Raw genomic sequence first — 24,355 nt, 5'->3', positions numbered from 1 at the left:
GCCTCGCCGATGAGGGTGTCGGCCTGTTCGGCGGCGTCGGCGCGGCGCTTGTCGGCGGCCTGGCGTGCCTCGTCGAGGAGCTGGTCGCCGTCGGCGCGCGCGGCGGCGCGCAGGGCTTCGGCCTCGGCTTCGCCGTCGGCCTTGACCTGTTCGGCCTCGGTGAGGAGCTGGGCGACCTCTTCGGTGATGCGCTCGGCTTCGGCGCGGGCCTCGCCGATGAGGGTGTCGGCCTGTTCGGCGGCGTCGGCGCGGCGCTTGTCCGCGGCCTGGCGGGCCTCGTCGAGGAGCTGGTCGCCGTCGGCGCGCGCGGCGGCGCGCAGGGCTTCGGCCTCGGCTTCGCCGTCGGCCTTGACCTGCTCGGCCTCGGCGAGGAGACGTGCCGCCTCCGCGCCGATCCGCTCGGCCTCGGTCGTGGCCTCGCCGATCAGCGTGTCGGCCTGCTCGGCCGCGTCCGTACGCCGCTTGTCGGCGGCCTGGCGGGCCTCGTCGAGGACCTGCTCGGCCTCCTCGCCGATCCGCTCCGCCTCCGCGCGGGCCTCGCCGACGGCCTTCTCGCCGGCCGCGGCCGCCTCGGAACGGATCCGGTTGGCGTCCTCGCGGGCGTCCGCACGGGTGCGGGCCGCGTCCTGCTCGGCCGAGGCCAGCGCGTCGGTGACCTCGGTCCGTACCCGCTGCGCGTACTCCGCGGTGTCCGAACGCAGCTTCTCCGCCTCGGCCAGCGCCTCCGTGACCGTGCGCTCGGCCAGCGCCTTCGCCGCCTCGGACTCCTCCTGGGCGCGCTCGCGCGTGCGGTTGGCGTCCTCGGTGGCCCGCTCCCGCTCCTCGTAGGCGTCGGCGCGGACCCGGTCCGCCTCCTCCTGCGCCTCGGTGCGGGTGCGCTCGGCGGCGTGCTCGGCCGCGCTGCGCAGCCCGGCGATCTCCTCCTCGGCCGTCTCGCGCAGGCCCGAGACCGAGTCCCGTACCTCCTGCGCGGTCGTCTCGGCCGTCGTGACCAGCTCGGTCGCGCGGGCCTCCGCCTCCTCGACCAGCCGGTGCGCCTCGGTCTGCGCCTCCTCGACCCGCTTGCGGGCCGACGCGAGCAGCTCCTCGCTCCGCTCCCGCGCCAGCTCGCGCTCGCGGCCGGCCTCGGAACGCGCCGAATCCAGCGTCTCCTCGGCCTCCCGGCGCCGCCGGTTGGCCTCCTCCTGGGCGGCGGCCAGCGCCTCCGCGGCCTCGGCGGCGACCCGCTCGGCGGCGGACGCGGCCTCGGCGCGCACCCGGTCGGCGGTCTCCTGCGCCTCGGACTTCAGCCGCTCGGCCTCGGCCTCGGCGGACTCGCGCAGCGCGTTCGCGGCGGCCTCGGCCTCGGTACGGGTCGTGGACGCGTCCCCGGCCGCCTCCGCGCGCAGCCGCTCGGCCTCGGTCTCGGCCTGCGCCTGGAGCGTACGGATCCGCTCGGCGGACTCGGTGCGCTGCCGCTCGCTCTCCTCGGCGGCCTCGCGCCGGATCCGCTCGCCCTCGGCGCGCGCGTCGGTCAGCTCCTGGCCGGCCGACGTCAGCTTGGCCTCGGCCTCGGTGTGCAGCCGGGTCAGCTCGTCGGCGGCCTCCGCCTGCCGGGCCGCGGCGGCCCGCTCGGCGTCCTCGCGCAGCGTCACGGCGGCGGCCTGTGCCGCCTCCCGGACGGACTCGGCCTGCTCCTCGGCCTCCGCGCGCATCCGCTCGGCCTCGGCCCGGGTGCGCTCCAGGGTCTCCTCGGCCTGGGTGCGCAGCGTCTGGGCGCGCTCCATGGCCTCGCCGCGCACCCGCTCGCTCTCGGCGCCCGCGCTCGCGCGCAGCTCCTCGGCGTCCGTACGGGCCTTGGTGAGTAGCTCCTCGGCGGTCTTCGCCGCCTCCTCGATCTGGCCCACGGCCTCGCGGCGGGCCTCGCCGCGGATCCGCTCGCCCTCGGAGATCGCCTCGGCGCGCAGCTGCTCGGCCTCGCCGCGCAGCCGGCGCGCCTCCTCCTGCAGCTCGACCGTCTTGGCGCGGTACTCCTGGGTGTCGTCCTTCGCCGAGCCGAGCAGCTCGTCGGCCTGCTCCTCGGCGGTGCGCCGCAGCCGGTCGGCCTCGGTCTCGGCCTCGCGGCGCAGCCGCTCCGCCTCCTCGGCGGCCTTGCGGGTGGTCTCCTGGGCGTCCTCGGACGCCTTGGTGAGGATCTCCTCGGCCTGCCGGGCGGCCTTGGCGAGCGCGGCGGCGGAGTCCTCGGCGGCGGCCGTACGGGCCTTCTCGCCGGCCTCCGAGACCATCTTCTCCGCGGCGGCGGTGGCCTCCCGGAGCTGCTCCTCGGCCTGCTCCTTGAGCGCCTCGGCGTCCTTGGTGGCCTCGCCGACCAGGCGCGCGATCTCGGCCTTCGCGGTGCGGGTGCGCTGCTCGTTGGCGGACTCGGCGGCCGTCAGCTGCCTGGCCGCGGCCTCCTTGGCCTCGGCGAGGGTCCGCTCGGCCTCGGTGCGGGCCTCGCGCAGCCGCTCCTCGGCCTCCTGGACGCGGACTTCGGCCGCACGCGACAGCTCGGCGGCCTCGCGGCGGGCCTGCTCGGTCTCGGTCGCGGTGCTGGAACGCAGCTGCTCGGCGTGGCTGGTGGCCTCCTGCGCCTGGCCGGCCGCGGTGTTCAGGAGCCGCTCGGCGTCCTTGCGGGCGCGCAGCAGAATCGCTTCGGCCTCGGCCCGGGCGGCCTCCGCGTCGGCGCCGACCCGGCGCCGGGTCTCCTCGGTGATCCGGGCGGCCTCGGCACGGGCCGCGGCGAGCGAGGCATCGGCCTCGGCGCGCGTCTCCTCCATCAGGCGCCGGGCCTGCGACTCGCTGCGGGCGCGCAGCTGCTCGGCCCAGGCCACGTTCTCGTTGACGTGCGACTCGACCGTCTGGCGGCGCTCGTTGAGCTCCTGGTCGAGCTGCTGGCGGCGCGTGACGGCCTCGGTGTGCAGCTCGGCCTGCAGGCGGGCCTGCTGCTCGGCGTGCTCCTGGAGGATGCGCTGCGTCTGGGCGCGGGCCTCGCGCAGCTCGCGCTCGGCGTCCTGGCGCAACTGCTCGGCCTGCGCCTGCGCGTTGCGCAGCATCTGCTCGGCCTGGTAGCCGATGTCCGCGCTGTCGTAGGCGGGCCGGGACGCGATGGTGCGGCGCGCCTCGTGGAGCTTGGCACGCAAGACCTCGACCTGGTAACCGAGGTCCTCGGCGTGCTGGACGGCCTTCTCCCGCTCCTTCTTCAGCCGCTCCATCTCGGCTTCGAAGCGCGAGAGATGGTCGTCTTCAGCTCGGTGGCTCTCCTGGCGTTCGTAGCCCCGCACTGCGCGGTCCATCCTTCCCCGAGCTCTTCGAGCAGGGGAGACCCCAACCCTGGTCGCAACTCCAACGAGCTCGCCCTCACGGCCGAGGACGGGCCCCCCGGGGAATCGGCGCAGATCGGACGACCACGACATCCCGACTTCGGTGCCGTGCGCACACGGCTCCGACCGGCCCCGGCCCGGAGCCGCCCACTCTACCGGGCCGGGAATCCGGAGGTCAGTGCTCCGCTGAGGAGTGGTCAGCGGAAGGCTCTGCCGAAGTGACCAGTTCCGTCAGGACACCATGGCAGTCCTTGGGGTGCAGGAAGGTGATCCGGGAGCCCATGGAACCGATCCGCGGCTCGTCGTAGAGGACCCGGACGCCCTTGTCGCGGATGGCCGCGGCGTCCCCGTCGACGTCGGCGGTGCCGAAGGCGATGTGGTGCACGCCCTCGCCGTTCTTGGCGAGCCACTTGCCCACCGCCGAGTCCTCCCGGGTGGGCTCCAGGAGCTGGAGGTAGGAGGCCCCGCCGTCCGAGGTCTCGTTGATCTTGAGCATGGCCTCGCGGACGCCCTGCTCCTCGTTGACCTCGCTGTGGAAGACCTCGAAGCCGTAGGTGGCCCGATAGAACTCGACGGTCTTGTCCAGGTCGAAGCAGGCGATCCCGATGTGGTCGATACGCGTCAGCATGCCTCCAGTGCAGCGCCGACCGGATGGTTACGCAACGTGCGCGCCGTCACACCGGCAGGCCGGTGACCCGGCGCGCCGCGGCTCAGTACATTGGCCGTGCACCTTTCTTTTGGGGGATCCCCCCAAACCCCCGTCTCGTTCACTCCTCATCCCAAGGGGCTGCGCCTCATGTCTGGAACGACCGGTACCACCTCAGTGATCGTCGCGGGCGCCCGCACGCCCATGGGTCGCCTGCTGGGCTCGCTCAAGTCCTTCTCGGGCGCGGACCTGGGCGGCTTCGCCATCAAGGCCGCCCTGGACCGGGCCGGCATCGGCGGCGACCAGGTGCAGTACGTGATCATGGGCCAGGTGCTCCAGGCGGGCGCCGGGCAGATCCCCGCCCGCCAGGCGGCCGTCAAGGGCGGCATCCCGATGAACGTCCCCGCGCTCACCATCAACAAGGTGTGTCTGTCGGGTCTCGACGCCATCGCGCTCGCCGACCAGCTGATCCGCGCCGGCGAGTTCGACATCGTCGTCGCCGGCGGCCAGGAGTCCATGACGAACGCCCCGCACCTGCTCCCGAAGTCCCGTGAGGGCTACAAGTACGGCGCGATCGAGATGCTCGACGCCATGGCGTACGACGGCCTCACCGACTCCTTCGAGGGCATCGCCATGGGCGAGTCCACCGAGAAGCACAACACCCGCCTCGGCATCCCGCGCGACGTCCAGGACGAGCTCGCCGCGCTGTCGCACCAGCGTGCCGCCGCCGCCCAGAAGAACGGCGTCTTCGAGGCCGAGATCACCCCGGTCGAGATCCCGCAGCGCAAGGGCGAGCCGGTCGTCTTCTCCAAGGACGAGGGCATCCGCGCCGAGACCACCGTCGAGTCCCTCGGCAAGCTCCGCCCGGCCTTCACCAAGGACGGCACCATCACCGCCGGCACCGCCTCGCAGATCTCCGACGGCGCGGCCGCCGTGGTCGTCATGAGCAAGGCCAAGGCCGAGGAGCTGGGCCTGGAGTGGATCGCCGAGATCGGCGCCCACGGCAACGTGGCCGGCCCGGACAACTCGCTGCAGTCGCAGCCGTCCAACGCGATCCTGCACGCCCTCAAGAAGGAGGGCCTGGACGTCGCCGACCTCGACCTGATCGAGATCAACGAGGCGTTCGCCGCGGTCTCGCACCAGTCAATGAAGGACCTGGGCGTCACCCCCGAAAAGGTGAACGTCAACGGCGGCGCCATCGCGCTCGGCCACCCGATCGGCATGTCCGGCGCCCGTCTGGTGCTGCACCTGGCCCTGGAGCTCAAGCGGCGCGGCGGCGGCGTGGGCGCGGCGGCCCTGTGCGGCGGCGGCGGCCAGGGCGACGCCCTGATCGTCAAGGTCCCCGGCAAGTAAGTCACCTCCGCACGACGCACGCACGCAAGGAGCAGCTGCACATGGTGGACGTCCCCGCACTGGTCGACCAGGCACGGGAGGGCCGGCCGCGCGCCGTGGCCCGGCTGATCTCGCTCGTGGAGGGGGCGTCCCCGCAGCTGCGCGAGGTGATGGCGGCGCTCGCCCCGCTCACGGGCAACGCCTACGTGGTGGGCCTGACCGGCTCGCCCGGCGTCGGCAAGTCGACGTCGACGTCGGCGCTGGTCTCCGCCTACCGCCGGGCCGGCAAGCGGGTCGGCGTGCTCGCCGTCGACCCGTCCTCGCCGTTCAGCGGCGGCGCGCTCCTCGGTGACCGGGTCCGGATGGGCGAGCACGCCTCCGACCCGGGCGTCTACATCCGCTCCATGGCCACCCGCGGCCACCTCGGCGGCCTCGCCTGGTCCGCCCCGCAGGCCATCCGGGTGCTGGACGCGGCCGGCTGCGACGTGGTCCTGGTGGAGACCGTGGGCGTCGGCCAGTCGGAGGTGGAGATCGCCTCCCAGGCCGACACCTCCGTCGTGCTGCTCGCCCCGGGCATGGGCGACGGCATCCAGGCCGCCAAGGCGGGCATCCTGGAGATCGGCGACGTGTACGTGGTCAACAAGGCCGACCGGGACGGCGCCGACGCCACCGCCCGGGAGCTCAACCACATGCTGGGCCTCGGCGAGGCGCGCGGGCCGGGCGACTGGCGGCCGCCGATCGTGAAGACGGTCGCGGCGCGCGGCGAGGGCATCGACGAGGTCGTGGAGGCCCTGGAGAAGCACCGGGCGTGGATGGAGGAGCACGGGGTCCTGGCGGAGCGCCGCCGCTCCCGGGCGGCCCGCGAGGTGGAGACCATCGCGGTGACGGCCCTGCGCGAGCGGATCGGCGACCTGCACGGCGACCGCCGCCTCGACGCGCTCGCGGAGCGCATCACGTCCGGCGAGCTGGACCCGTACGCGGCCTCGGACGAGCTGATCGCGAGCCTGACGGGCCGCTAGGGCCGGGGAGCGTCGGTGTTCGTGCACGGGAAGGGCCCGGCACCCCTCACGGGTGCCGGGCCCTTCTGCCGTGTCCGCGGTGCGGCTACGGCTTGCCGCGGCGCCCGCGCAGCTGCTCCGCGATGGGCTTCAGCGACTCGTGCAGGTCGCCGAGGGCCTCGGGGGTGAGCTGGTCGATGAAGTGCTTGCGCACCGACTCGACGTGGTGCGGGGCGACCTTGCGCATGGTCTCCATGCCCTGGTCGGTGAGGACCGCGTACAGCCCGCGCCGGTCGGACTCGCAGTTGGCCCGCTTGACCAGACCGGCGTTCTCCATGCGGGTGATCTGGTGGGAGAGCCGGCTCTTCGACTGCAGGGTGGCCGCCGCGAGATCGCTCATGCGCAGACGCCGCTCCGCCGACTCCGAGAGGTTCACGAGGATCTCGTAGTCGTTCATCGTCAGGCCGAAGGGCTGGAGGTCCTTCTCCAGCTGGTACGTCAGCATTCTGGTGACGTCCAGATAGGTGCGCCAGGCACACTGCTCGGTGTCGGTGAGCCAGGGGGTGGCCGTCTCGGTCTCCATGTATGGATTCTACCTAAGAAGTTGAAAACTTGACGAATTCTGGGAGTGTGTTCGACGCGTCACGCTCCGCAGACTACCGCTCACAGACCGAAGCGACGCTGTAGGTCGCCGAGCTGTCCGGGAAGACGCGGTACCGAACCGAGCGGCCCCTGGCCGGAACCATGCGCCCCGGGCACACCCTGACCGCCCGCGACCCCCGGCCCCGCCCCCGGCTCGCCGATCGCCCGCTCCGGCATCATCAGCTCCGTCGACTGCAGCAACACGGTACCCGCCCCGACGAACTCGAACTGGTGCTCCTCGCCCGACGAGCCGCCGATCCCCGTCAGCGCCCGTACGCCGCCCATCACGCCCGTCAGATAGCCGTGGTCGTAGTGGTGGCACGGCGACGGGCAGTCGGCCCAGCCGACCAGCGCCTGCGGATCGACCCGCAGCGGCGGCTCCATGAAGACCACGGGACCGTTCGACGCCGCCACGAACTTGCCCGTGCCGATCAGCGTCACGAACCCCGGCACGATCGACTGCTTCAGCGCCAGCGAGGGCTGGTACGCGAGCAGGTTGCCGGACCGGATCGTCAGATTGCCCTCGTCCAGGTCGAACGAGTTCACGTCGAAGGCCCGGTCGGCGAGCAGCATCTTGCCGCTGCCCTCGGCCACCACCCAGTCGCTCGCGTGCAGCGGCGAGTGGAAGGAGGTGCGGACCAGCCGGTCGAGCCGGCCGTGGCCGATGCCGTTGAACTCGATGCGCCCGTAGTAGGCGATCATCTTGCCCTTCTGCAGGAACCAGGGCGATCCCTTGAGCTCGACGCAGAAGGTGTAGGAGTTGACGTTGTCGTCCGACGGCAGGGTCATCGGGTCATGGATCACGGGACCGGTCACAACTTCTCCTCAGACGCCTGCACGTACACCACACCGCTTCCGCTCAGCTCCAGCTGGAACGCCTCGCCCGAGCCGCGCCCCACCATGTCCCGCCAGCCCAGCGCGGTCGACAGCTTGTTGCGCACGTCGCCGTGGTGGGCGACGTACGCCTGCGGGTCGACGTGCACCGGACGGCCCGGGGTGATCGGCAGCTCGATGACGCCGCCGTGCGCCATGACCGCCACCGCGCCGTGCCCCCGCAGGGTCGTGGTGAACAGGCCCTGGCCGGTGACCTGGCCGCGCACCATGCCCATGACCCCGCCCTGCGAGCCCATGAACATCGTGCCCTGCTCCAGCGTGCCCTCGAAGGCGAGCAGCCGGTCGGCCTCCACGTAGAGCGTGTCGCCGGTCAGCCCGATCACCTGGACGTGGTGGCCGCCGTGCCCGAACATCACCGTGCCGCTGCCCTCGACCGTCATCAGCGGCGTCGCCTCGCCGGCCACCCGGCGGCCGATCATCGACATCAGGCCGCCCTGGCCGCCGGTCAGGTTCGGCGTGAAAGTGACGTCGCCGCGGTACGCGAGCATCGCGCCGCGCTGGCTGAAGAGCCGCTGCCCCGGGACGACCGTGGCCTCGATCATCTTGGAGTTGACCTCGCGGAAGGACATCAGGCGTCGCCCCCGATCGTGTTCCGCTCGCTCGGCTGGACATAGACGAGGCCGTCGCCCTCGAAGCGGATCTGGAAGGCCTCGCCGCCGCCCTCGCCCATGAACGTGCGGAAGGTCACACCGGACTGGAAGTGCTGCTGGAGGTTGCCCTGGTGGGCGATGTACGCGCCGGGGTCCACGGACAGCGGGTACTGCGGGCTCACCCGCAGCACCACCGCCGGGCCGTCCGACATGATCGCCGCCTGCCCGGTGCCCTCCACGGTCGTGGTGAACAGGCCGTTGCCCGTCGCCCCGCCGCGCAGCCCGGTGAAGGTGGTGCCGGTGCGCAGACCGGCGTCGGTGCAGAGCAGGTTGCTCGCCTCGACGAACAGCTTGTCGCCGTGCAGCTGGACCAGGTTGATCTCGGAGGCCCGGTCGGCGAACCAGCAGGTTCCCTGCCCGCGGACCTCCATCACCTCCATCTGCTCCCCGGTCAGCCGGCGGGTCACCATGCCGCGCAGGCCCTCACCGCCGCCGCTCATCTTCTTGAACGCCATCTGGCCGTCGTAGGCCACCATGGAGCCGTTCTTCGCCTTCACGGCGTCGCCGGTCATGGTCACGGCGAGCACTTTGCTGCCCTGGAGTCGAAACGTTGCCACGGAGGGACGGTACTGGCCCCCCGGACAAAGGGACAGCAAAGTCGCCATGCACAATGGAACCGCCCTTGTGCATCCGTTCACAAGATCGAACGAAGGTGACCCCCGTCGTGGACATCAAGACCGCTTCCTCGCTGCACCGGCTCCGGCTCGTCTCCGCTCCGGAAGGCGTGTCGTTCCTCCTTCTCCTGGTCTGCTCGGTGCTGAAGCGGACGACGAGCTTCGACGCGGTGCCCGTGATGGGCATGGTCCACGGCATCCTCTTCATCCTCTACGTGCTCTTCTGGCTGGACGCCTGGAACCGCACCAAGTGGTCCTTCAAGACCGCCGCCCTCTACTTCGTCCTCTCCGTGCTCCCCTTCGGTGGCTTCGTCGCCGAGCGCAAGCTCAAGCGCGAGGCCGAGGACGCGGTCATCGCCTCCCGCGCCCGCCGCGAGGGAGTGGTGAACGCATGATCGTCGCCTTCTCCGTCACCCCGCTCGGCGTCGGCGAGGACGTCGGCGAGTACGTCGCCGACGCCGTCCGCGTCGTCCGCGAGTCCGGCCTCCCCCACCGCACCGACGCCATGTTCACCTCGATCGAGGGCGAGACGTGGGACGAGGTCATGGACGTCGTGAAGCGCGCCGTCGCGGCGGTGGAGGCGCGGGCGCCGCGCGTCTCGGTCGTGATCAAGGCGGACATCCGCCCGGGCGTCACGGACGGCCTCACGTCGAAGGTCGAGACGGTGGAACGCCACCTGGCGGAGGGCTGACGCCCAGCCCGCCACCCGACGTCCAGGGCGGCCCCCGGCATCTGCCGGGGGCCGCCCTTTTCATCATCCGCGTCCCTGCGCCGGCAATCTTGAGCGACCGCTCAAAACCCGCTACCGTCCGGGTGGGCGCTGCTTGAGCGGTCGCTCAAAACGGGGGAGGGGGCGGAGCCTTGGGGCTCTACGTCGAGGCACGCGTGCGCGCCGGCCTGGAGACGCTCTGGGAGCGGACCCAGGATCCGGCGCAGCACCAGCGCTGGGATCTGCGGTTCACCGAGATCACGTATCTGACGCCGGCCGGTCCGTCTTCCGACGGGGCGGCCCGGCGGTTCCGGTACGCCGTGCGCGTGCTGCCCTTCCTGGTCGTCGCCGGCACCGGTGTCTCCGCGGGGGAGCGCCACCGGGCCGGCGGCGACCGGGTCTCCTCGCTGCGGTTCGCGTCGCCCGACCCGCTGTCCCCGCTCGCCGGGGGCAGCGGGTACTGGCGGTACGTCCCCGGACCGGCGGGGATCCGCTTCCTCACCGGCTACGACTACCGCACCCGCTGGGGGCGCTTCGGCGCGCTCGCCGACCGGTTCGTCCTCCGGCCGCTCATGGGCTGGGCCACCGCCTGGTCATTCGACCGGCTGCGCCTGTGGTGCGAGCACGGCCTCACCCCGGAGCGCGCCCGCACCCACTGGCAGCTCGAACTCGCCGCCCGGGCCGGCACTGTGGCCCTGGCCGCCGCCGTCCGCCCCACGGCCCCGGTGCTGCTCCTCGCCTGCGCCGCCGCCTTCTTCCTGCCGCCGTCGCCGCGCACCCCCGCCGCCCGCCGTTGTCTGCGCACCCCGCCTGGGAAACCGGAGAAGCCATGAGCTCGATCTTCCGCACCGCCATGGGCGAGGACGCCTTCGCCCGCCTGCACCCCGAGCTGCGGCGGCGCTTCTCCGTCGGGCTCGCGAGCGGTGAACTCTGCGTCGGGCGCGGGGTCATGGACCGGATCTGGCACGGCAGGGGGCTCACCCGGCACCTGATCCGCCCGTTCCTCGCCCTCGGCTCGACCCGCAACATCCTGCTCCCGCACACCGGCCGGCAGGTGCCCTTCGTCATCGAGAACGTGCCGTACCTCGACTCGTACGGCCGCGAGACCGTCACCTTCGTGCGGACCTTCGAGCTCCCCGGCGGGCCGCGCCGCTTCGACGCGACGATGGTGGCCGGACCGGCGCCCGGCAGCGTCCTCGACTACCTCGGCACCCACCAGCACCTCGCCAGCGAGCTCGAACTGTCCGCCGAGCCCGACGGCTCGCTGCTCATCCGCTCCGGCGCACACCGCTTCCGCGAAGGCCCGGTGGACGTGCGCGTGCCCGGTCTCATCGGCGCCGACGCCGAGGTGCGCGAGTCCTTCGACGAGCGCACCGGCCGCTTCCGCATCCGCGTCCGGGTGGTCAACCCGTACGTCGGGCCGCTGTTCGGGTACGAGGGCTCCTTCACCGCCTCGTACGCCTCCGTCCGCGAGTGCGGTGTCCGGCCGGGGCTGCGCCCCGTGCGCGAGGAGGCGCGGGCGTGAGCACCGAGGAGACGCGGCGCAAGCTGCTCGAAGGCGCCCTGCGCGTCCTGGTCGAGCAGGGGATCGCGAAGACGTCGGCGCGGTCGGTGGCGACGGCCGCCGGGGTCAACCAGGCCTTGGTCTTCTATCACTTCGGCTCGATGGACGAACTCCTCGCCGCCGCCTGCCGGTACGGCGCCGAGCAGCGCGTCGCGCTGCACCGGGAGCGGCTCGCCGAGGTCGGCAGCCTCACCGAACTGCTCTCCTTCGCGCGGGAGATGCACGCCGAGGAGCGGGCCGCCGGGCAGGTCGCCGTGCTCGGGCAGCTGCTCGCCGGGGCGCAGACCCATCCGCGGCTCGGCCCGGCCACGGCCGCCGGGCTCGACCTGTGGATCACCGAGATCGAGGAGGTGCTGCGCCGGGTGCTGGCCGGCGGCCCGCTCGACGGGGTCGCCGATCCGGCCGGGCTCGCCCGCGCCGTCGCCGCCTCCTTCGTCGGGCTCGAACTGTACGAGGGGGTCGACCCGGCCGGCGCCGGCGCCGCGCTCGACACGCTCGAACACCTGGGCGCGCTGCTGGCCGCGCTCGACGGACTCGGCCCGGTCGCCCGGAAGGCGGTCCGCCTCGCACTGCGCCGAAAGGGTGCTCTTCCGTAAAACCGCTCACTCGGACGCCTCCAGTCGACACGTCGATGTATGTCCCTTTTCGTGGGGCTATCGACCCGTTCGACAGCAGCTGGAGGCACCGTGCGGCCGGGAGGCTACGACTACGACACCTACAGCCGACTCGCCGGTCCGCTCACGGAACCGGACCCGGCGGCCGGCGGGTACCGGGTGCGGTACAGGAGCCTGCTCTCGAAGGAACCGCACCGAATACGAGCCGTCCTCCTGATGGGCCTCGCCCCCCTGCTCTCCGCGCTGCTCCTGGTCTACCTCGTCTGGCCGAGCCACTGGACCGTCCGCGAGGGCGACGACGTCTGGCGGGTGCCGTACGACACCGTGATGCTCGTGTCGATCGGGCTCATCTGCTTCTTCATGCTGGTGAACGTCACCTCGATCGCCCACGCCACCCTCGTCGCCCGCGACCCCATACCCGTGCGCGCCGAGCCCGGCACCCGGGTCGCCTTCCTCACCACCTACGTGCCCGGCAAGGAACCGCTCTCCATGGTCCGGGCCACCCTGGAAGCCGCGGTGCGGCTGCGGCACGACGGGCCGCTCGACGTGTGGCTGCTCGACGAGGGCGACGACGCCGGCGCCAGGGCCCTGTGCGAGGAGCTCGGCGTCCGCCACTTCACCCGGGCCGGCGTCCCCGAGTGGAACCGCCCGAAGGGCGCCCACAAGGCCCGTACCAAGCACGGCAACTACAACGCCTGGCTGGCGCGGCACGGCGACGCCTACGAGTTCTTCGCCTCCGTCGACACCGACCACGTGCCGCTGCCGAACTTCCTGGAGCGGATGCTCGGCTTCTTCCGCGACCCCGACATCGCCTTCGTGGTCGGCCCGCAGGTCTACGGCAACTACACCGCCGCCGTCACCAAGGCCGCCGAGTCGCAGCAGTTCCTCTTCCACGCGCTGATCCAGCGGGCCGGCAACCGCTACCGCGCCCCGATGTTCGTCGGCACCAACAACATCGTGCGGATCGCCGCCCTGAAGCAGATCGGCGGCCTCGTGGACTCCGTCACCGAGGACATGGCCACCGGCTTCGAGCTGCACCGCAGGAGGAACCCGGTGACCGGGCGCTTCTGGCGCTCCGTCTACACGCCCGACGTGCTCGCGGTGGGGGAGGGTCCGGCCTCCTGGACGGACTTCTTCACCCAGCAGCTGCGCTGGTCCCGGGGCACGTACGAGACGCTCCTCAAGCAGTACTGGAAGGCGCCCTTCCGTACTCCGCCCGGGCGGCTCCTCAACTACACGCTCATGCTCGTCTACTACCCGATGACGGCCGTCAACTGGCTCCTCGGCATCCTCTCCTGCGTCCTCTTCCTCTGGATCGGCGCCTCCGGCACCCAGGTCTCCTCCTCGGTCTGGCTGATGATCTACAGCGACGCCGTCGCCCTCCAGATCGGCCTCTATCTGTGGAACCGGCGCCACAACGTCTCGCCCCACGAGCCGGAGGGCTCCGGCGGCCTCGCCGGCATGGCGATGTCCGCGCTCTCCGCGCCGATCTACCTCACGTCCCTCGGCTCGGCGATGCTCCGCACCCGCGGCCGCTTCGTCGTCACCCCCAAGGGCGGCGAGGCCAGCCCCGACCGCGTCCTCACCTTCCGGATCCACCTCTTCTGGGCGGCCGTGCTCGTCGCCTCCCTCGTCGCCTCCGTCCGCTTCGGCCACACCCACGCGGCCATGCGCACCTGGGCGGTCCTCGCCCTGCTCATCGCGCTCGCCCCGCTCGCCGTCTGGGCCGTCACGGGCCTGCGCGCCCGCGGCCGGGTGCGGGCCCGTGCGACGGCCCCCGCGAAGCCCGCGCCCGCCCCCACCACCGCGCCCACGACGACCGGAGGGAACTGAGCCATGGCCTACCGGCCGTCCAAGCAGTTCAAGAAGACCCTGTTCGGCAGCGGTGCCGTCCTCGTCCTCGCGGCGCTCAACGCGCCGGCCGCGCTCTCCTTCGCGAGCGAGAAGTACCACGCGTACAAGATCGCCCAGCCCGGCTACCAGAAGAAGTACGGCTCCTGGGCCGTCGTCGACGTGCCCCCGCAGTTCAAGATCAACGCCATTCACGCCGCCCTGCTGCACACCGGCAAGGTGCTGCTCGTCGCCGGCTCCGGCAACAACCAGAAGAACTTCGACGCCGGCACCTTCGAGACCATCCTCTGGGACCCGGCGAAGAACACCTTCAAGAAGATCCCCACGCCCGAGGACTTCTTCTGCTCCGGCCACACCCAGCTCGCCAACGGCCACCTCCTCGTCGCCGGCGGCACCGCCCGCTACGAGGTCCTCGACGGCGAGGTGAAGAAGGCCGGCGGCGGCATGCGGGTCAAGAACGAGAGCCCCGACAAGCCCGTCACCCTCAAGAAGGGCACCGTCTTCCGCTCCCCGTCCGGCGTGGAGTACGTGTCGAAGTTCGACGTCACCGTCCCCAGGGCCAAGCGCGAGTTCGAGATCTCGTACTTCAAGAGCGGCCAGATGAAACCGTGGAAGACCAAGGTCACGGCGGCCGAGGCGCGCGTCTTCGTCGAGGCGGTCAAGGAGGGCCCGCAGGCCCTCACCACCGAGGCCGCGCAGTACGAGGTCGTCGGCCTCAAGGGCGACGAGGCCGACAACGTCTACGGCCTCGCGCAGAAGCTCACCACCGAGAAGCAGGACTTCCAGGGCATCAGGGCCGCCTACGAGTTCGACCCGAAGGCCGAGCGCTACATCCCGGTCTCGCCCATGAAGGACGCCCGCTGGTACCCCACCCTCGTCACCCTCGACGACGGCAAGGTGCTCGCCGTCTCCGGACTCAACGACGTCGGCGACGTCGTCCCCGGCGACAACGAGCTCTACGACCCCGCGACGAAGAAGTGGTCCAAGGGCCCCTTCCACTACTTCCCGACCTACCCCGCGCTCTTCCTCACCAAGGGCGGCAAGCTCCTCTACACCGGCTCCAACGCCGGCTACGGCCCCGCCGACAAGGGCCGCGAGCCGGGCCTGTGGGACCTGAAGAAGAACTCCTTCACCAAGCTGCCCGGCCTCACCGACCCCGACCAGCTGGAGACCTCCGCCTCGCTGCTGCTGCCGCCCGCGCAGCAGCAGAAGGTGATGGTGCTCGGCGGCGGCGGCGTCGGCGAGTCGCCCGCCTCCACCGCCCGCACCTCGATCATCGACCTGTCCAAGGACAGCCCCGTCTTCCAGGACGGGCCGCGGCTGCCGCAGGGCACCCGCTACCTCAGCAGCGTGCTCATGCCCGACGACACCGTCTTCACCAGCGGCGGCTCGGCCGACTACCGGGGCCGCGGCGCCAGCGACATCCTCAGGGCGCAGTTCTACGACCCGAGGAACAACGCCTTCAGCGAGGCCGCCGAACCCACCGTCGGCCGCAACTACCACTCCGAGGCGCTGCTGCTGCCCGACGGCCGGGTCGCCACCTTCGGCTCCGACCCGCTCTACGAGGACGCCGACAACACCAAGCTCGGAACCTTCGAGCAGCGCATCGAGGTCTTCACCCCGCCGTCCCTGCACCGGGCCGGCACCGACCGGCCGGTGCTCGGCGAGGGGGCGCAGGAGCTGGACCAGAACGGCCGCGCCACCTTCAAGACCAAGGACGCGGGCCGGATCGCCACGGCCCGGCTGATGCGCCCGAGCGCCGTCACGCACACCACCGACGTCGAACAGCGCTCGGTGGAACTGGGCCTGACGAAGGACCCGGACGGCGTCACGGTCACCGTCCAGGTGCCGAAGGACCGCACGCTCGTGCCGCCCGGCTGGTACATGCTCTTCGTCACCGACCGCGACGGCATCTCGTCCGAGGCCAAGTGGATCCAGGTCGGCTAGGAGATCAGCCCTTCGCCCGGCGCGCCAGGCCGAGGGCGTACTCCGGCCACCAGGTCCCGGCGGCCGGGCCGCCCCGGCAGGTGCCGTCCGAGTCGCCGGGGCGCTTGATCCACAGATACGCGTCGACCAGCTCGTCCCCGGTCCGGTCGGTCGGCGGGGTGCCGAGGGACCGGCCGGGCGGGTTGCACCAGCCCTCCGCCCGGTCGCCCGGCAGCGGCCCGTCGCCGTTGCGGCTGGTGTCGATGGTGAAGTGGGCGCCGCCGAGCAGCCGCGACAGACCCGCGCCGAAGCCCCGTACGACGTCGTTGGTCTGGAAGTTCGACACGTTCAGGGCGAAGCCGTCGGCCTTCGCGACGCCCGCCCGGCGCAGCGGCTCCACCAGCTTCTCCGGGGTGTGCAGCCAGGCCGGGTTGCCGGCGTCGAGATAGACCCGGGTGCGCGGCTGCTTCTTGAAGCGGTCGACCGCGTCCGCGAGCAGCCGCAGCCGCTCCTCGTGGTACTCGGCCGGGGTGCAGCCGTCCACGATGTGCGGCACCGCGTCCGGCTCCAGGATCACCACCGCCGGCGCGTCCCCGATCGCCGAGGCGAAGGCGTCCACCCACTTCCGGTACGCCTGTGCGTCGTGCGCCCCGCCCGCCGAGTACATCCCGCAGTCGCGGTGCGGGATGTCGTAGGCGACGAGGACCACCGTCCGCAGATCGCGCGCCGCGCCGCGCACCGCCTTGGCGACGTCCGGCACCGGGTCGACGCCGTCCGGCCAGTCGGCGACCGGCCGCTCCGAGATCCGCCGCAGCACCCTCGCGTCCTCGGTGCGGCCCTGCGACTCGTACGCCCTGACCTGCCGGGCCGCGTCGCTGTCCGGGTCCACCCAGAACGGCGAGCCGCCGGTCGGCGCCACCTCGCCGCGCGCCGAGGGCGGGCCGACGGGCGAGGCGGGCCCGTCGTCGTCCGTGCCGCAGCCGGTCAGCAGGAGGGCGGCGGCGAGGGCGAGGGGGCAGGCGCGGGCGGCGGTGGAGACGTAACGGCGACGGGACATCCGGCCCCCAGGTTCGGGCGACAGCGGGCTACGGGACGATGGCACGTGACAGGTCGGGCCAATCGTGACATAACGGTCAGTCAGGGTCCGGCTGCGACACCGCGAGCGCGATCCCCAGCGGCGTCCGCTCGTACAGCACCTGGTGACCGTAGCGCCGCGAGACGAGCAGGCCGGCCGCGCGCAGCACCGACAGGTGCGCCGACACGGAGGAGGGCGCGAGCCCGAGCCGGTGCGCGAGCGCCGAGGTCCCGGCCGGCTCGTCGAGCGCGCACAGCACCTCCGCCCTGGCCCGGCCGAGCAGCCGCGCCAGCGCGTCCGGCGTGCGCTCGCGGGCCTCCGTCCACAGCCCGCCGATGCCCCGCGCCGGATACGCGACCGTGGGCTGCCACGGCGGATCGAAACCGCTCACCACGTCCGGCCAGGTGAAGACCGACGGCAGCAGGACGAGACCCTGCCCGTCGAGCGCCCGTACGTGCTCCCCGCGGTAGTCCACCGTCAGCGTCGACGTCTCCTCCGTCCACGCGAACGCCGGATGCAGCTCGGCGAGCAGCCGCTCCAGACCGACCTCGGCGAGCCGCCGCGAGTGGTACGCCACGTCCGCCTCGAGCAGCGCCCGCAGCCGCGGCCACTCCGGCGCCACCAGTGCCCGCCACGCCTCCTCGACCAGATCCGCCAGCCACTGCAGGGCCCCCGCCGGATCCGCGAGCATCCGCCGCCCGTGCGGTGTCCCGGCCGCCCCCGGCGTCTCGGCGAGCGCCCGCCGGAAGTCGTCCAGGGCGAGCGCCGGATCCGTCTCCCGGACGGCCGCGAGCTCCTCCTCGAAGGTCGCCGCGGGCCCGATCGGCGGCGGATAGAGGCAGTCCGGGTTGTGCCCCCGCTGCGGCATCAGCAGATGCAGCGGCGCCAGGTCCACCGCGCGCGCGGCCTCGGTGATCCGCCGCAGCCACGGCAGGTGGTACCCCTGCTTGCGCGGCCGGGCCAGCACCCGCACCGCGCACTGCGTCTCCCACAGCGGCGAGATCGCGAACCGGATGCGCAGCGGATCGGCCTCGCCGAAGTGCAGGTGATACGGCACAAGACCCCCAAAGCCACGGCGGTGATTCGGCTGGAGCCGAAAGTCTAGGGCGGCGGCCCCGGCGGGCCGCACGCTGCCGTCATGCCCACGAACGACACCCGGGCGCGCGAGGGCGCGCCCGCGCCCGACGCTGCCCAGGGGCCCCCGGCCCCGGCCGCCCCCGGCTACGGCGCCGTCTTCGCCGTGCGCGAGTTCCGCTCCGTCTTCGCCGCCCACCTCTGCTCGCTCCTCGGCGTCGTCGTCAGCGAACTCGCCCTCACCGTCCTCGTGTACGACCTCACCCGCTCCCCGCTGCTGTCCGCGCTCACCTTCGCGCTCGGCTTCCTGCCCTACCTCGTCGGCGGCACCCTGCTCGCCGGCGCCGCCGACCGGTATCCGCCGCGCCGGGTGCTCGTCGGCTGCGACCTGGTGTGCGCCGGGTGCGTGGCCCTGATGGTCGCGCCCGCCACCCCGGTCGCCGGGCTCTTGGCGCTGCGCGGCGTGATCGCCGTCGTGTCGCCCGTCTTCACCGGGACCCGGATGGCGACGCTCGCCGACATCCTCGGCGAGGGCGACCTCTTCGTGCTCGGCCGCTCGCTCCTGCGGATCGTGTCGCAGAGCGCGCTGCTCACCGGCTTCGCGGCCGGCGGCCTGCTGCTCACCGTCGTCCGGCCGCGCGGCGCCCTCGTCATCACCGCCCTCACCTTCCTCGCCTCCGCGCTGCTCCTGCGCCTCGGCACCGCCCGCCGCCCGGCCCGGGGCGGCGCCTCCGGCGGCAAGGGGCTGCGCGGGACCTTCGGCCTGCTGCGCGACCGGCGGATCCGGGCACTGCTGCTGATGTTCTGGCTGCCGCCGCTGTTCGCCGTCGTGCCCGAGGCGCTCGCCGCGCCCTACGCCGACGAGATCGGCGTCTCCACCGCCGCCCTCGGGCTGCTGATGTGCGCGCTGCCCGTCGGCACGATCGCGGGCGAGCTGGCCGCCGGGGCGTTCCTGGGCGCCGGGGCGCGGGCGCGGATCGTGCTGCCGCTCGCGGCGACCGGGCTGCTGCCGTTCCTGCTGTACGCGGCCGGGCCGGGCCTCGCGCTCGCGGCCGTCGCGCTCTTCCTGGCCGGCGCGACCGGCGCGTACACCCTGGGGCTCGACGCCTGGTTCGTCGCCGCCGTGCCGGACGGGCGGCGGGGGCGGGCGATGACGCTGATGAGCGCGGGCATGATGACCGCGCAGGGCGCCGGCATGGCGGGCGCGGGCGTCGCCGCCGAGTTCGCCCCCGTGCACGCCGTCGTCGCCGGGGCCGGCGTCCTCGGCACGGTGGTGCTCGGCTGGCTGGTTCTGGAGGTCAGGGCGACGGCCGGGCGAGGGCCGGGCGACCGAAAGGCGAGACGCGGCTGACCGCCAGATGACCCATGGGTAAGGTCGACGCGTGCCGAAGCCGCTCAGTCTCCCCTTCGACCCCATCGCCCGCGCCGACGAACTCTGGCAGAAGCGCTGGGGCCCGGTCCCCTCGATGGCCGCGATCACCTCGATCATGCGCGCCCACCAGATCCTGCTGGCCGAGGTGGACGCCGTGGTCAAGCCGTACGGGCTGACCTTCGCCCGGTACGAGGCGCTGGTGCTGCTGACCTTCTCCAAGGCCGGCGAACTGCCGATGTCCAAGATCGGCGAGCGGCTGATGGTCCACCCCACGTCCGTGACGAACACGGTGGACCGCCTGGTGCGCTCCGGCCTGGTGGCCAAGCGCCCCAACCCCAACGACGGCCGCGGCACCCTCGCCTCCATCACGGACAAGGGCCGCGAGGTCGTGGAGTCGGCCACCCGGGACCTGATGGCGATGGAGTTCGGCCTCGGCGCGTACGACACCGAGGAGTGCGCCGAGATCTTCGCGATGCTGCGGCCGCTGCGGGTCGCGGCGGGCGACTTCGACGAGTCCTGACCGGGCCCTGTCACGCCTTCCGACCGGGCGCTTTCACGCTTCCCGGCCGGGCCGGACCCGCGCGAAGATCGCCCGGATCGTGCCGTTAGTCTCGACGGCATGAAATCCAGCGTGCTGACCCGCTACCGCGTCATGGCCTACGTGACCGCCGTCATGCTGCTCATCCTCTGCGCGTGCATGGTCGCCAAGTACGGCTTCGGCGTCGGCGAGGACCTGACCCTCGTGGTCTCCCAGATCCACGGCGTCCTCTACATCGTGTACCTGATCTTCGCCTTCGACCTGGGCTCCAAGGCCAAGTGGCCGTTCGGCAAGCTGATCTGGGTCCTGATCTCCGGCACGATTCCGACGGCCGCGTTCTTCGTCGAGCGCAAGGTCGTCGCCGAGACGCTTCCGCTGGTCAGCGGCGCGCAGGCGCAGCCCGTCAAGGCCTGACCGAAGCCCCGCACATATGTGCGGGGCTTTGCCATCGACATTTACTAGGACGTCCTAGTAAATTTGAAGCATGGACGCTGACGCCATCGAGGAAGGCCGCCGTCGCTGGCAGGCCCGTTACGACAAGGCCCGCAAGCGCGACGCCGACTTCACCACGCTCTCCGGCGACACCGTGGAGCCGGTCTACGGCCCGCGCCCCGGGGACACCTACGAGGGGTTCGAGCGCATCGGCTGGCCGGGCGAGTACCCCTACACCCGCGGTCTGCACCCGACCGGCTACCGGGGCCGCACCTGGACCATCCGCCAGTTCGCCGGCTTCGGCAACGCCGAGCAGACCAACGAGCGCTACAAGATGATCCTCGCCGCCGGCGGCGGCGGGCTCTCGGTCGCCTTCGACATGCCGACCCTGATGGGCCGCGACTCCGACGACCCGCGCTCGCTCGGCGAGGTCGGCCACTGCGGTGTCGCCATCGACTCCGCCGCCGACATGGAGGTCCTCTTCAAGGACATCCCGCTCGGCGACGTCACCACCTCGATGACGATCTCCGGCCCGGCCGTCCCGGTCTTCTGCATGTACCTGGTCGCCGCCGAGCGGCAGGGCGTCGACCCGGCCGTCCTCAACGGCACCCTGCAGACCGACATCTTCAAGGAGTACATCGCGCAGAAGGAGTGGCTCTTCCCGCCGGAGCCGCACCTGCGCCTGATCGGCGACCTGATGGAGCACTGCGCGGCCGGCATCCCCGCGTACAAGCCGCTCTCGGTCTCCGGCTACCACATCCGCGAGGCCGGTGCGACGGCCGCGCAGGAGCTCGCGTACACCCTCGCCGACGGCTTCGGCTACGTCGAACTCGGCCTCTCCCGCGGCCTCGACGTCGACGTCTTCGCGCCCGGCCTGTCCTTCTTCTTCGACGCGCACCTCGACTTCTTCGAGGAGATCGCCAAGTTCCGCGCCGCCCGCCGGATCTGGGCCCGCTGGATGAAGGAGGTCTACGGCGCCAAGACCGACAAGGCGCAGTGGCTCCGCTTCCACACCCAGACCGCCGGTGTCTCGCTCACCGCGCAGCAGCCGTACAACAACGTCGTGCGGACCGCGGTCGAGGCCCTCGCGGCCGTCCTCGGCGGCACCAACTCCCTCCACACCAACGCCCTCGACGAGACCCTCGCGCTCCCCAGCGAGCAGGCCGCCGAGATCGCGCTGCGCACCCAGCAGGTGCTGATGGAGGAGACCGGCGTGGCCAACGTGGCCGACCCGCTGGGCGGCGCCTGGTACGTCGAGCAGCTCACCGACCGGATCGAGGCCGACGCCGAGAAGATCTTCGAGCAGATCAAGGAGCGCGGTCTGCGCGCCCACCCGGACGGCAAGCACCCGATCGGCCCGATCACCTCCGGCATCCTGCGCGGCATCGAGGACGGCTGGTTCACCGGCGAGATCGCCGAGTCCGCCTTCCGCTACCAGCAGGCCCTGGAGAAGGGCGAGAAGAAGGTCGTCGGCGTCAACGTGCACCACGGCTCGGTCACCGGCGACCTGGAGATCCTGCGGGTCAGCCACGAGGTCGAGTGGGAGCAGGTCCGCGTCCTCGGCGACCGCAAGGGCAAGCGCGACGAGTCCCGGGTGCGCGCCTCGCTCGACGCCATGCTGGCGGCGGCGCGCGACGGGTCCAACATGATCCCGCCGATGCTCGACGCCGTACGGGCCGAGGCCACGCTCGGCGAGATCTGCGACGTGCTGCGCGGCGAGTGGGGCCTCTACACGGAGCCGGCCGGCTTCTGACGCATCGCCACACACGAAGCGGCGGTACGGGAACTCCCGTACCGCCGCTTCGCGCGTTCCCGTCCGCGCTCTACGTCTCGGCCGCCGCGCCCAGGCCGCCGAGCAGCAGGGCGGAGAGACGGGCCGCCCAGGGCCCGTCGACCGGCTCGGCGCTGACCAGGGCGCGGTGCACCACGGCGCCGGCGACCACGTCGAAGATCAGGTCGTCGAGCGCGGCCACGGTCGCCGGCTCGCGCTCCGAGGGGAGTTCGCCGCGCTCCTGGGCGCGCCGGCGGCCCTGGAGGACGAGGCGCTTCTGGCGTTCGACGATGGAGGTGCGGATGCGCTCGCGCAGCGGCTCGTCGCGGGTGGACTCGGCGACCACGGCCATCAGGGCGGTCTTGGTCTCGGGGCGTTCGAGGAGCGCGGCGAACTGCAGCACGACGTGTTCGATGTCGGCCTGGAGGGAACCGAGATCGGGGAGTTCGAGTTCGTCGAAGAGGACGGCGACGGCGTCGACGACGAGTTCGTTCTTGTTGCCCCAGCGGCGGTAGAGCGTGGTCTTGGCGACCCCGGCGCGGGTGGCGACGTCGCCCATGGTCAGCTTGGACCAGCCGAGGTCCACCAGGGCCGCCCGGGTCGCCTCCAGGATGGCCGTGCCGGCCTCGGCGGAACGCGGGCGTCCGGTGCGGCTCTGAGGGCTGGTGCGGCGACACATGGGGGACATGGACGACGACCATACCCGTCAGTAGGTATTGCGCCAGGGGGCGGTGATGTGAGGCAGTTCACCCGCGATCCCGCTGCGGCGCCCCGGGCTCGCCCCTTACGCTACGACGCGTAGCGAAAGGCTGCCCGGCACGCGCCGGTCACCTCGCGACGACCACCGCGCCGGGTGGGGACCCGGCGCACACGAACACACATGCCGTGCCGTCCCGCCCCGGACGGCACGGTTCGGCCATGACTTACCGGTTACGCGCGCGGAAGGGGGAGGATGGACCCATGCAGCCCAGAAACATGTCCATGAGCGGCGTCGTCGACCTCGCCGCGGTGAAGGCGGCCGGTGAGGCCAAGGCGAAGGCGGAGCAGGCGCGCGCCGAGGCGGCGCGGCACGGCGGTGCGCCGGCCGTCACCCCTTCCGCCCTGGTGATCGACGTCGATGAGGCGGGCTTCGAGCGCGAGGTGCTCCAGCGTTCCGCCGAGGTCCCGGTCGTCATCGACTTCTGGGCCGAGTGGTGCGAGCCCTGCAAGCAGCTCGGCCCGCTGCTGGAACGCCTCGCCGTCGAGTACAACGGCCGCTTCCTGCTCGCCAAGGTCGACGTCGACGCCAACCAGATGCTGATGCAGCAGTTCGGCATCCAGGGAATTCCGGCCGTTTTCGCGGTCGTCGCCGGCCAGGCCCTGCCGCTCTTCCAGGGCGCGGCGCCCGAGGCCCAGATCCGCGCGACGCTCGACCAGCTGATCCAGGTCGGCGAGGAGCGCTTCGGTCTCACCGGCCTCCAGGTCGACGCCGGCGCGGACGCCGCGGCCGGCGACGCGGACGCGGTGCCGGCGGGCCCGTACGACGCGCTGCTCGAAGCGGCGATGTCCGCGCTCGACGCCGGTGACATGGCCGGCGCGGTCCAGGCGTACAAGAACGTGCTCGCGGACGACCCGGAGCACCCGGAGGCCAAGCTCGGTCTCGCCCAGGCCGAACTGCTCGCGCGGGTGCAGGACATGGACCCGGCCGAGGTGCGCAGGAACGCGGCGGACAACCCGGCCGACGTGGCGGCGCAGATCGCCGCCGCGGACCTGGATCTGGTGGGCGGTCATGTGTCGGACGCCTTCGGGCGGCTCGTCGACACCGTGCGCCGCACGTTCGGCGAGGACCGGGACGCGGTCCGGCTGCGGCTCCTGGAGCTCTTCGAGGTGATCGGTCCGGAGGACCCGCGGGTGATCTCGGCCCGGCAGGCGCTGGCGAGCGCGCTGTTCTAGTCGGCACGCCGTCCCCGCAAGGGGACGATTTGGCGACACAGTGACATTCGGCGGCCGCGCTTTACCAAAACTTGGTAATCGCGGCCGCTGTTACTTGCAGTAAATCGATCATGTGATTCTGTCCGGATTCCTCCGGCCTTCCCCTTCTTTGTCGTGCGACCCGGCGGCACCCTGTGTGCCCGCCCGGCGGCAGCCTGTCGTCTCGTGGTTATCAGGCCGTTACTAGCCAGTAACGAACCCCCTTGTGCGGGCGCCCGGAATGGACCACGATCGGCCACGCTCGGTCCGACACCGCACCAGCCCGGCACACCCGCCGAACGGCGCGGCGGAGGGTCCCCACCGAGCGGGCCGGTGGCCCCGCCGCCGGCCGTGGACAGGGGGGT

At 72.4% G+C, this 24,355-nt stretch carries 23 protein-coding genes; 14 read left to right on the top strand and 9 right to left on the bottom strand.

Annotation, left to right across the window (positions count from 1 at the left end; all coding sequences use genetic code 11):
- Both scy and mce read right to left on the bottom strand, forming a co-directional pair.
- Window positions 1-3,299: polarized growth protein Scy (gene scy / locus ACFYU9_RS33370; RefSeq protein ID WP_389347282.1), on the bottom strand; the 3,299-nt coding region annotated here is incomplete at its 3' end.
- A gap of 214 nt (window positions 3,300-3,513) precedes the next feature.
- The gene (mce, locus tag ACFYU9_RS33365) at window positions 3,514-3,966 is read right to left on the bottom strand and encodes a methylmalonyl-CoA epimerase (RefSeq protein ID WP_389208634.1); all 453 of its coding nucleotides are present in this window, start codon (window positions 3,964-3,966) and stop codon (window positions 3,514-3,516) included.
- Between the two features lie 168 nt (window positions 3,967-4,134).
- Here mce and ACFYU9_RS33360 point away from each other — a divergent pair, with 168 nt between their 5' ends.
- Window positions 4,135-5,337, top strand: a complete 1,203-nt coding sequence (locus tag ACFYU9_RS33360) for an acetyl-CoA C-acetyltransferase (RefSeq protein ID WP_389208636.1) — start codon at window positions 4,135-4,137, stop codon at window positions 5,335-5,337.
- Between the two features lie 41 nt (window positions 5,338-5,378).
- Window positions 5,379-6,335 carry a methylmalonyl Co-A mutase-associated GTPase MeaB gene (gene meaB, locus ACFYU9_RS33355; protein ID WP_389208638.1) on the top strand — a complete coding sequence of 319 codons (957 nt, stop codon included), beginning with the start codon at window positions 5,379-5,381 and terminating at the stop codon, window positions 6,333-6,335.
- An 85-nt stretch (window positions 6,336-6,420) separates the two neighbouring features.
- Here the strand turns inward: meaB and ACFYU9_RS33350 are convergent, their stop codons facing one another.
- The 4 genes from ACFYU9_RS33350 to ACFYU9_RS33335 form a co-directional block, all read right to left on the bottom strand.
- Window positions 6,421-6,897 (bottom strand): MarR family winged helix-turn-helix transcriptional regulator, encoded by a 477-nt coding sequence (locus ACFYU9_RS33350; protein ID WP_389208640.1) that lies wholly within the window; start codon window positions 6,895-6,897, stop codon window positions 6,421-6,423.
- A gap of 80 nt (window positions 6,898-6,977) precedes the next feature.
- Complete coding sequence (locus tag ACFYU9_RS33345) at window positions 6,978-7,745, bottom strand: AIM24 family protein (protein ID WP_389209201.1); 768 nt, start codon at window positions 7,743-7,745, stop codon at window positions 6,978-6,980.
- 23 nt (window positions 7,746-7,768) lie between these two features.
- Window positions 7,769-8,419 (bottom strand): AIM24 family protein, encoded by a 651-nt coding sequence (locus ACFYU9_RS33340; RefSeq protein ID WP_389208642.1) that lies wholly within the window; start codon window positions 8,417-8,419, stop codon window positions 7,769-7,771.
- On the bottom strand, window positions 8,419-9,057 hold the full coding sequence (locus tag ACFYU9_RS33335) for an AIM24 family protein (protein WP_389208644.1): 639 nt from the start codon (window positions 9,055-9,057) through the stop codon (window positions 8,419-8,421). Before ACFYU9_RS33335 ends, ACFYU9_RS33340 begins: the two co-directional genes overlap by 1 nt.
- Before the next feature lie 107 nt (window positions 9,058-9,164).
- Here ACFYU9_RS33335 and ACFYU9_RS33330 point away from each other — a divergent pair, with 107 nt between their 5' ends.
- The 7 genes from ACFYU9_RS33330 (at window position 9,165) to ACFYU9_RS33300 (ending at window position 15,799) form a co-directional block, all read left to right on the top strand.
- Window positions 9,165-9,509, top strand: a complete 345-nt coding sequence (locus ACFYU9_RS33330; protein ID WP_389208646.1) for a DUF3817 domain-containing protein — start codon at window positions 9,165-9,167, stop codon at window positions 9,507-9,509.
- On the top strand, window positions 9,506-9,805 hold the full coding sequence (locus tag ACFYU9_RS33325; RefSeq protein WP_389208648.1) for an MTH1187 family thiamine-binding protein: 300 nt from the start codon (window positions 9,506-9,508) through the stop codon (window positions 9,803-9,805). The genes ACFYU9_RS33330 and ACFYU9_RS33325 overlap by 4 nt, the downstream gene beginning before the upstream one ends.
- A 170-nt stretch (window positions 9,806-9,975) precedes the next feature.
- Complete coding sequence (locus ACFYU9_RS33320) at window positions 9,976-10,656, top strand: hypothetical protein (protein WP_389208650.1); 681 nt, start codon at window positions 9,976-9,978, stop codon at window positions 10,654-10,656.
- A complete protein-coding gene (locus ACFYU9_RS33315; protein ID WP_389208652.1) occupies window positions 10,653-11,348 on the top strand; it encodes a DUF4166 domain-containing protein in 696 nt (231 codons plus the stop codon). Before ACFYU9_RS33320 ends, ACFYU9_RS33315 begins: the two co-directional genes overlap by 4 nt.
- A complete protein-coding gene (locus ACFYU9_RS33310) occupies window positions 11,345-11,983 on the top strand; it encodes a TetR/AcrR family transcriptional regulator (RefSeq protein WP_389208654.1) in 639 nt (212 codons plus the stop codon). Before ACFYU9_RS33315 ends, ACFYU9_RS33310 begins: the two co-directional genes overlap by 4 nt.
- 90 nt (window positions 11,984-12,073) lie before the next feature.
- Window positions 12,074-13,834, top strand: a complete 1,761-nt coding sequence (locus ACFYU9_RS33305; RefSeq protein ID WP_389208656.1) for a glycosyltransferase family 2 protein — start codon at window positions 12,074-12,076, stop codon at window positions 13,832-13,834.
- Window positions 13,835-13,837: 3 nt separating this feature from the next.
- Window positions 13,838-15,799 (top strand): galactose oxidase-like domain-containing protein, encoded by a 1,962-nt coding sequence (locus tag ACFYU9_RS33300; protein ID WP_389208657.1) that lies wholly within the window; start codon window positions 13,838-13,840, stop codon window positions 15,797-15,799.
- A 4-nt stretch (window positions 15,800-15,803) separates the two neighbouring features.
- Here ACFYU9_RS33300 and ACFYU9_RS33295 read toward each other — a convergent pair whose 3' ends face one another.
- Both ACFYU9_RS33295 and ACFYU9_RS33290 read right to left on the bottom strand, forming a co-directional pair.
- The gene (locus ACFYU9_RS33295) at window positions 15,804-16,835 is read right to left on the bottom strand and encodes a glycoside hydrolase family 6 protein (protein ID WP_389208659.1); all 1,032 of its coding nucleotides are present in this window, start codon (window positions 16,833-16,835) and stop codon (window positions 15,804-15,806) included.
- Window positions 16,836-16,911: 76 nt separating this feature from the next.
- Entirely contained in the window at window positions 16,912-17,910 is a 999-nt protein-coding gene (locus ACFYU9_RS33290; RefSeq protein ID WP_389208661.1) for a DUF5937 family protein, read from the bottom strand.
- An 81-nt stretch (window positions 17,911-17,991) separates the two neighbouring features.
- Here ACFYU9_RS33290 and ACFYU9_RS33285 point away from each other — a divergent pair, with 81 nt between their 5' ends.
- The 4 genes from ACFYU9_RS33285 to ACFYU9_RS33270 all read left to right on the top strand — a co-directional run bounded on the left by ACFYU9_RS33285 (window position 17,992) and on the right by ACFYU9_RS33270 (window position 22,022).
- Window positions 17,992-19,278, top strand: a complete 1,287-nt coding sequence (locus tag ACFYU9_RS33285) for an MFS transporter (RefSeq protein WP_389208663.1) — start codon at window positions 17,992-17,994, stop codon at window positions 19,276-19,278.
- A 31-nt stretch (window positions 19,279-19,309) separates the two neighbouring features.
- Entirely contained in the window at window positions 19,310-19,819 is a 510-nt protein-coding gene (locus ACFYU9_RS33280; RefSeq protein WP_389208664.1) for a MarR family winged helix-turn-helix transcriptional regulator, read from the top strand.
- 99 nt (window positions 19,820-19,918) lie between these two features.
- A complete protein-coding gene (locus ACFYU9_RS33275) occupies window positions 19,919-20,251 on the top strand; it encodes a DUF3817 domain-containing protein (RefSeq protein ID WP_389208666.1) in 333 nt (110 codons plus the stop codon).
- A 70-nt stretch (window positions 20,252-20,321) separates the two neighbouring features.
- On the top strand, window positions 20,322-22,022 hold the full coding sequence (locus ACFYU9_RS33270; RefSeq protein WP_389208668.1) for a methylmalonyl-CoA mutase: 1,701 nt from the start codon (window positions 20,322-20,324) through the stop codon (window positions 22,020-22,022).
- A 70-nt stretch (window positions 22,023-22,092) separates the two neighbouring features.
- Here ACFYU9_RS33270 and ACFYU9_RS33265 read toward each other — a convergent pair whose 3' ends face one another.
- A complete protein-coding gene (locus ACFYU9_RS33265) occupies window positions 22,093-22,719 on the bottom strand; it encodes a TetR/AcrR family transcriptional regulator (RefSeq protein WP_389209203.1) in 627 nt (208 codons plus the stop codon).
- A gap of 281 nt (window positions 22,720-23,000) precedes the next feature.
- Here ACFYU9_RS33265 and ACFYU9_RS33260 point away from each other — a divergent pair, with 281 nt between their 5' ends.
- Window positions 23,001-23,972, top strand: coding sequence for a tetratricopeptide repeat protein (locus ACFYU9_RS33260; protein WP_389208670.1), 972 nt, complete (start codon window positions 23,001-23,003; stop codon window positions 23,970-23,972).
- Window positions 23,973-24,355 lie beyond the last annotated feature (383 nt).

Origin of the sequence: Streptomyces sp. NPDC004327 (genome assembly GCF_042873935.1) — a bacterium.
GTDB lineage: Bacteria > Actinomycetota > Actinomycetes > Streptomycetales > Streptomycetaceae > Streptomyces.
Note: the sequence above shows the minus strand (reverse complement) of the source record. Positions and strands in the feature narration are given on the sequence as shown.

Excerpts from the sequence above, each read along its gene's own strand:
- mce (WP_389208634.1), bottom strand. The coding sequence starts at position 3,966 with ATGCTGACGCGTATCGACCACATCGGGATCGCCTGCTTCGACCTGGAC.
- ACFYU9_RS33360 (WP_389208636.1), top strand. The coding sequence starts at position 4,135 with ATGTCTGGAACGACCGGTACCACCTCAGTGATCGTCGCGGGCGCCCGC.
- meaB (WP_389208638.1), top strand. The coding sequence starts at position 5,379 with ATGGTGGACGTCCCCGCACTGGTCGACCAGGCACGGGAGGGCCGGCCG.
- ACFYU9_RS33350 (WP_389208640.1), bottom strand. The coding sequence starts at position 6,897 with ATGGAGACCGAGACGGCCACCCCCTGGCTCACCGACACCGAGCAGTGT.
- ACFYU9_RS33345 (WP_389209201.1), bottom strand. The coding sequence starts at position 7,745 with ATGACCCTGCCGTCGGACGACAACGTCAACTCCTACACCTTCTGCGTC.
- ACFYU9_RS33340 (WP_389208642.1), bottom strand. The coding sequence starts at position 8,419 with ATGTCCTTCCGCGAGGTCAACTCCAAGATGATCGAGGCCACGGTCGTC.
- ACFYU9_RS33325 (WP_389208648.1), top strand. The coding sequence starts at position 9,506 with ATGATCGTCGCCTTCTCCGTCACCCCGCTCGGCGTCGGCGAGGACGTC.
- ACFYU9_RS33315 (WP_389208652.1), top strand. The coding sequence starts at position 10,653 with ATGAGCTCGATCTTCCGCACCGCCATGGGCGAGGACGCCTTCGCCCGC.
- ACFYU9_RS33300 (WP_389208657.1), top strand. The coding sequence starts at position 13,838 with ATGGCCTACCGGCCGTCCAAGCAGTTCAAGAAGACCCTGTTCGGCAGC.
- ACFYU9_RS33295 (WP_389208659.1), bottom strand. The coding sequence starts at position 16,835 with ATGTCCCGTCGCCGTTACGTCTCCACCGCCGCCCGCGCCTGCCCCCTC.
- ACFYU9_RS33285 (WP_389208663.1), top strand. The coding sequence starts at position 17,992 with ATGCCCACGAACGACACCCGGGCGCGCGAGGGCGCGCCCGCGCCCGAC.
- ACFYU9_RS33275 (WP_389208666.1), top strand. The coding sequence starts at position 19,919 with ATGAAATCCAGCGTGCTGACCCGCTACCGCGTCATGGCCTACGTGACC.
- ACFYU9_RS33270 (WP_389208668.1), top strand. The coding sequence starts at position 20,322 with ATGGACGCTGACGCCATCGAGGAAGGCCGCCGTCGCTGGCAGGCCCGT.
- ACFYU9_RS33265 (WP_389209203.1), bottom strand. The coding sequence starts at position 22,719 with ATGTGTCGCCGCACCAGCCCTCAGAGCCGCACCGGACGCCCGCGTTCC.
- ACFYU9_RS33260 (WP_389208670.1), top strand. The coding sequence starts at position 23,001 with ATGCAGCCCAGAAACATGTCCATGAGCGGCGTCGTCGACCTCGCCGCG.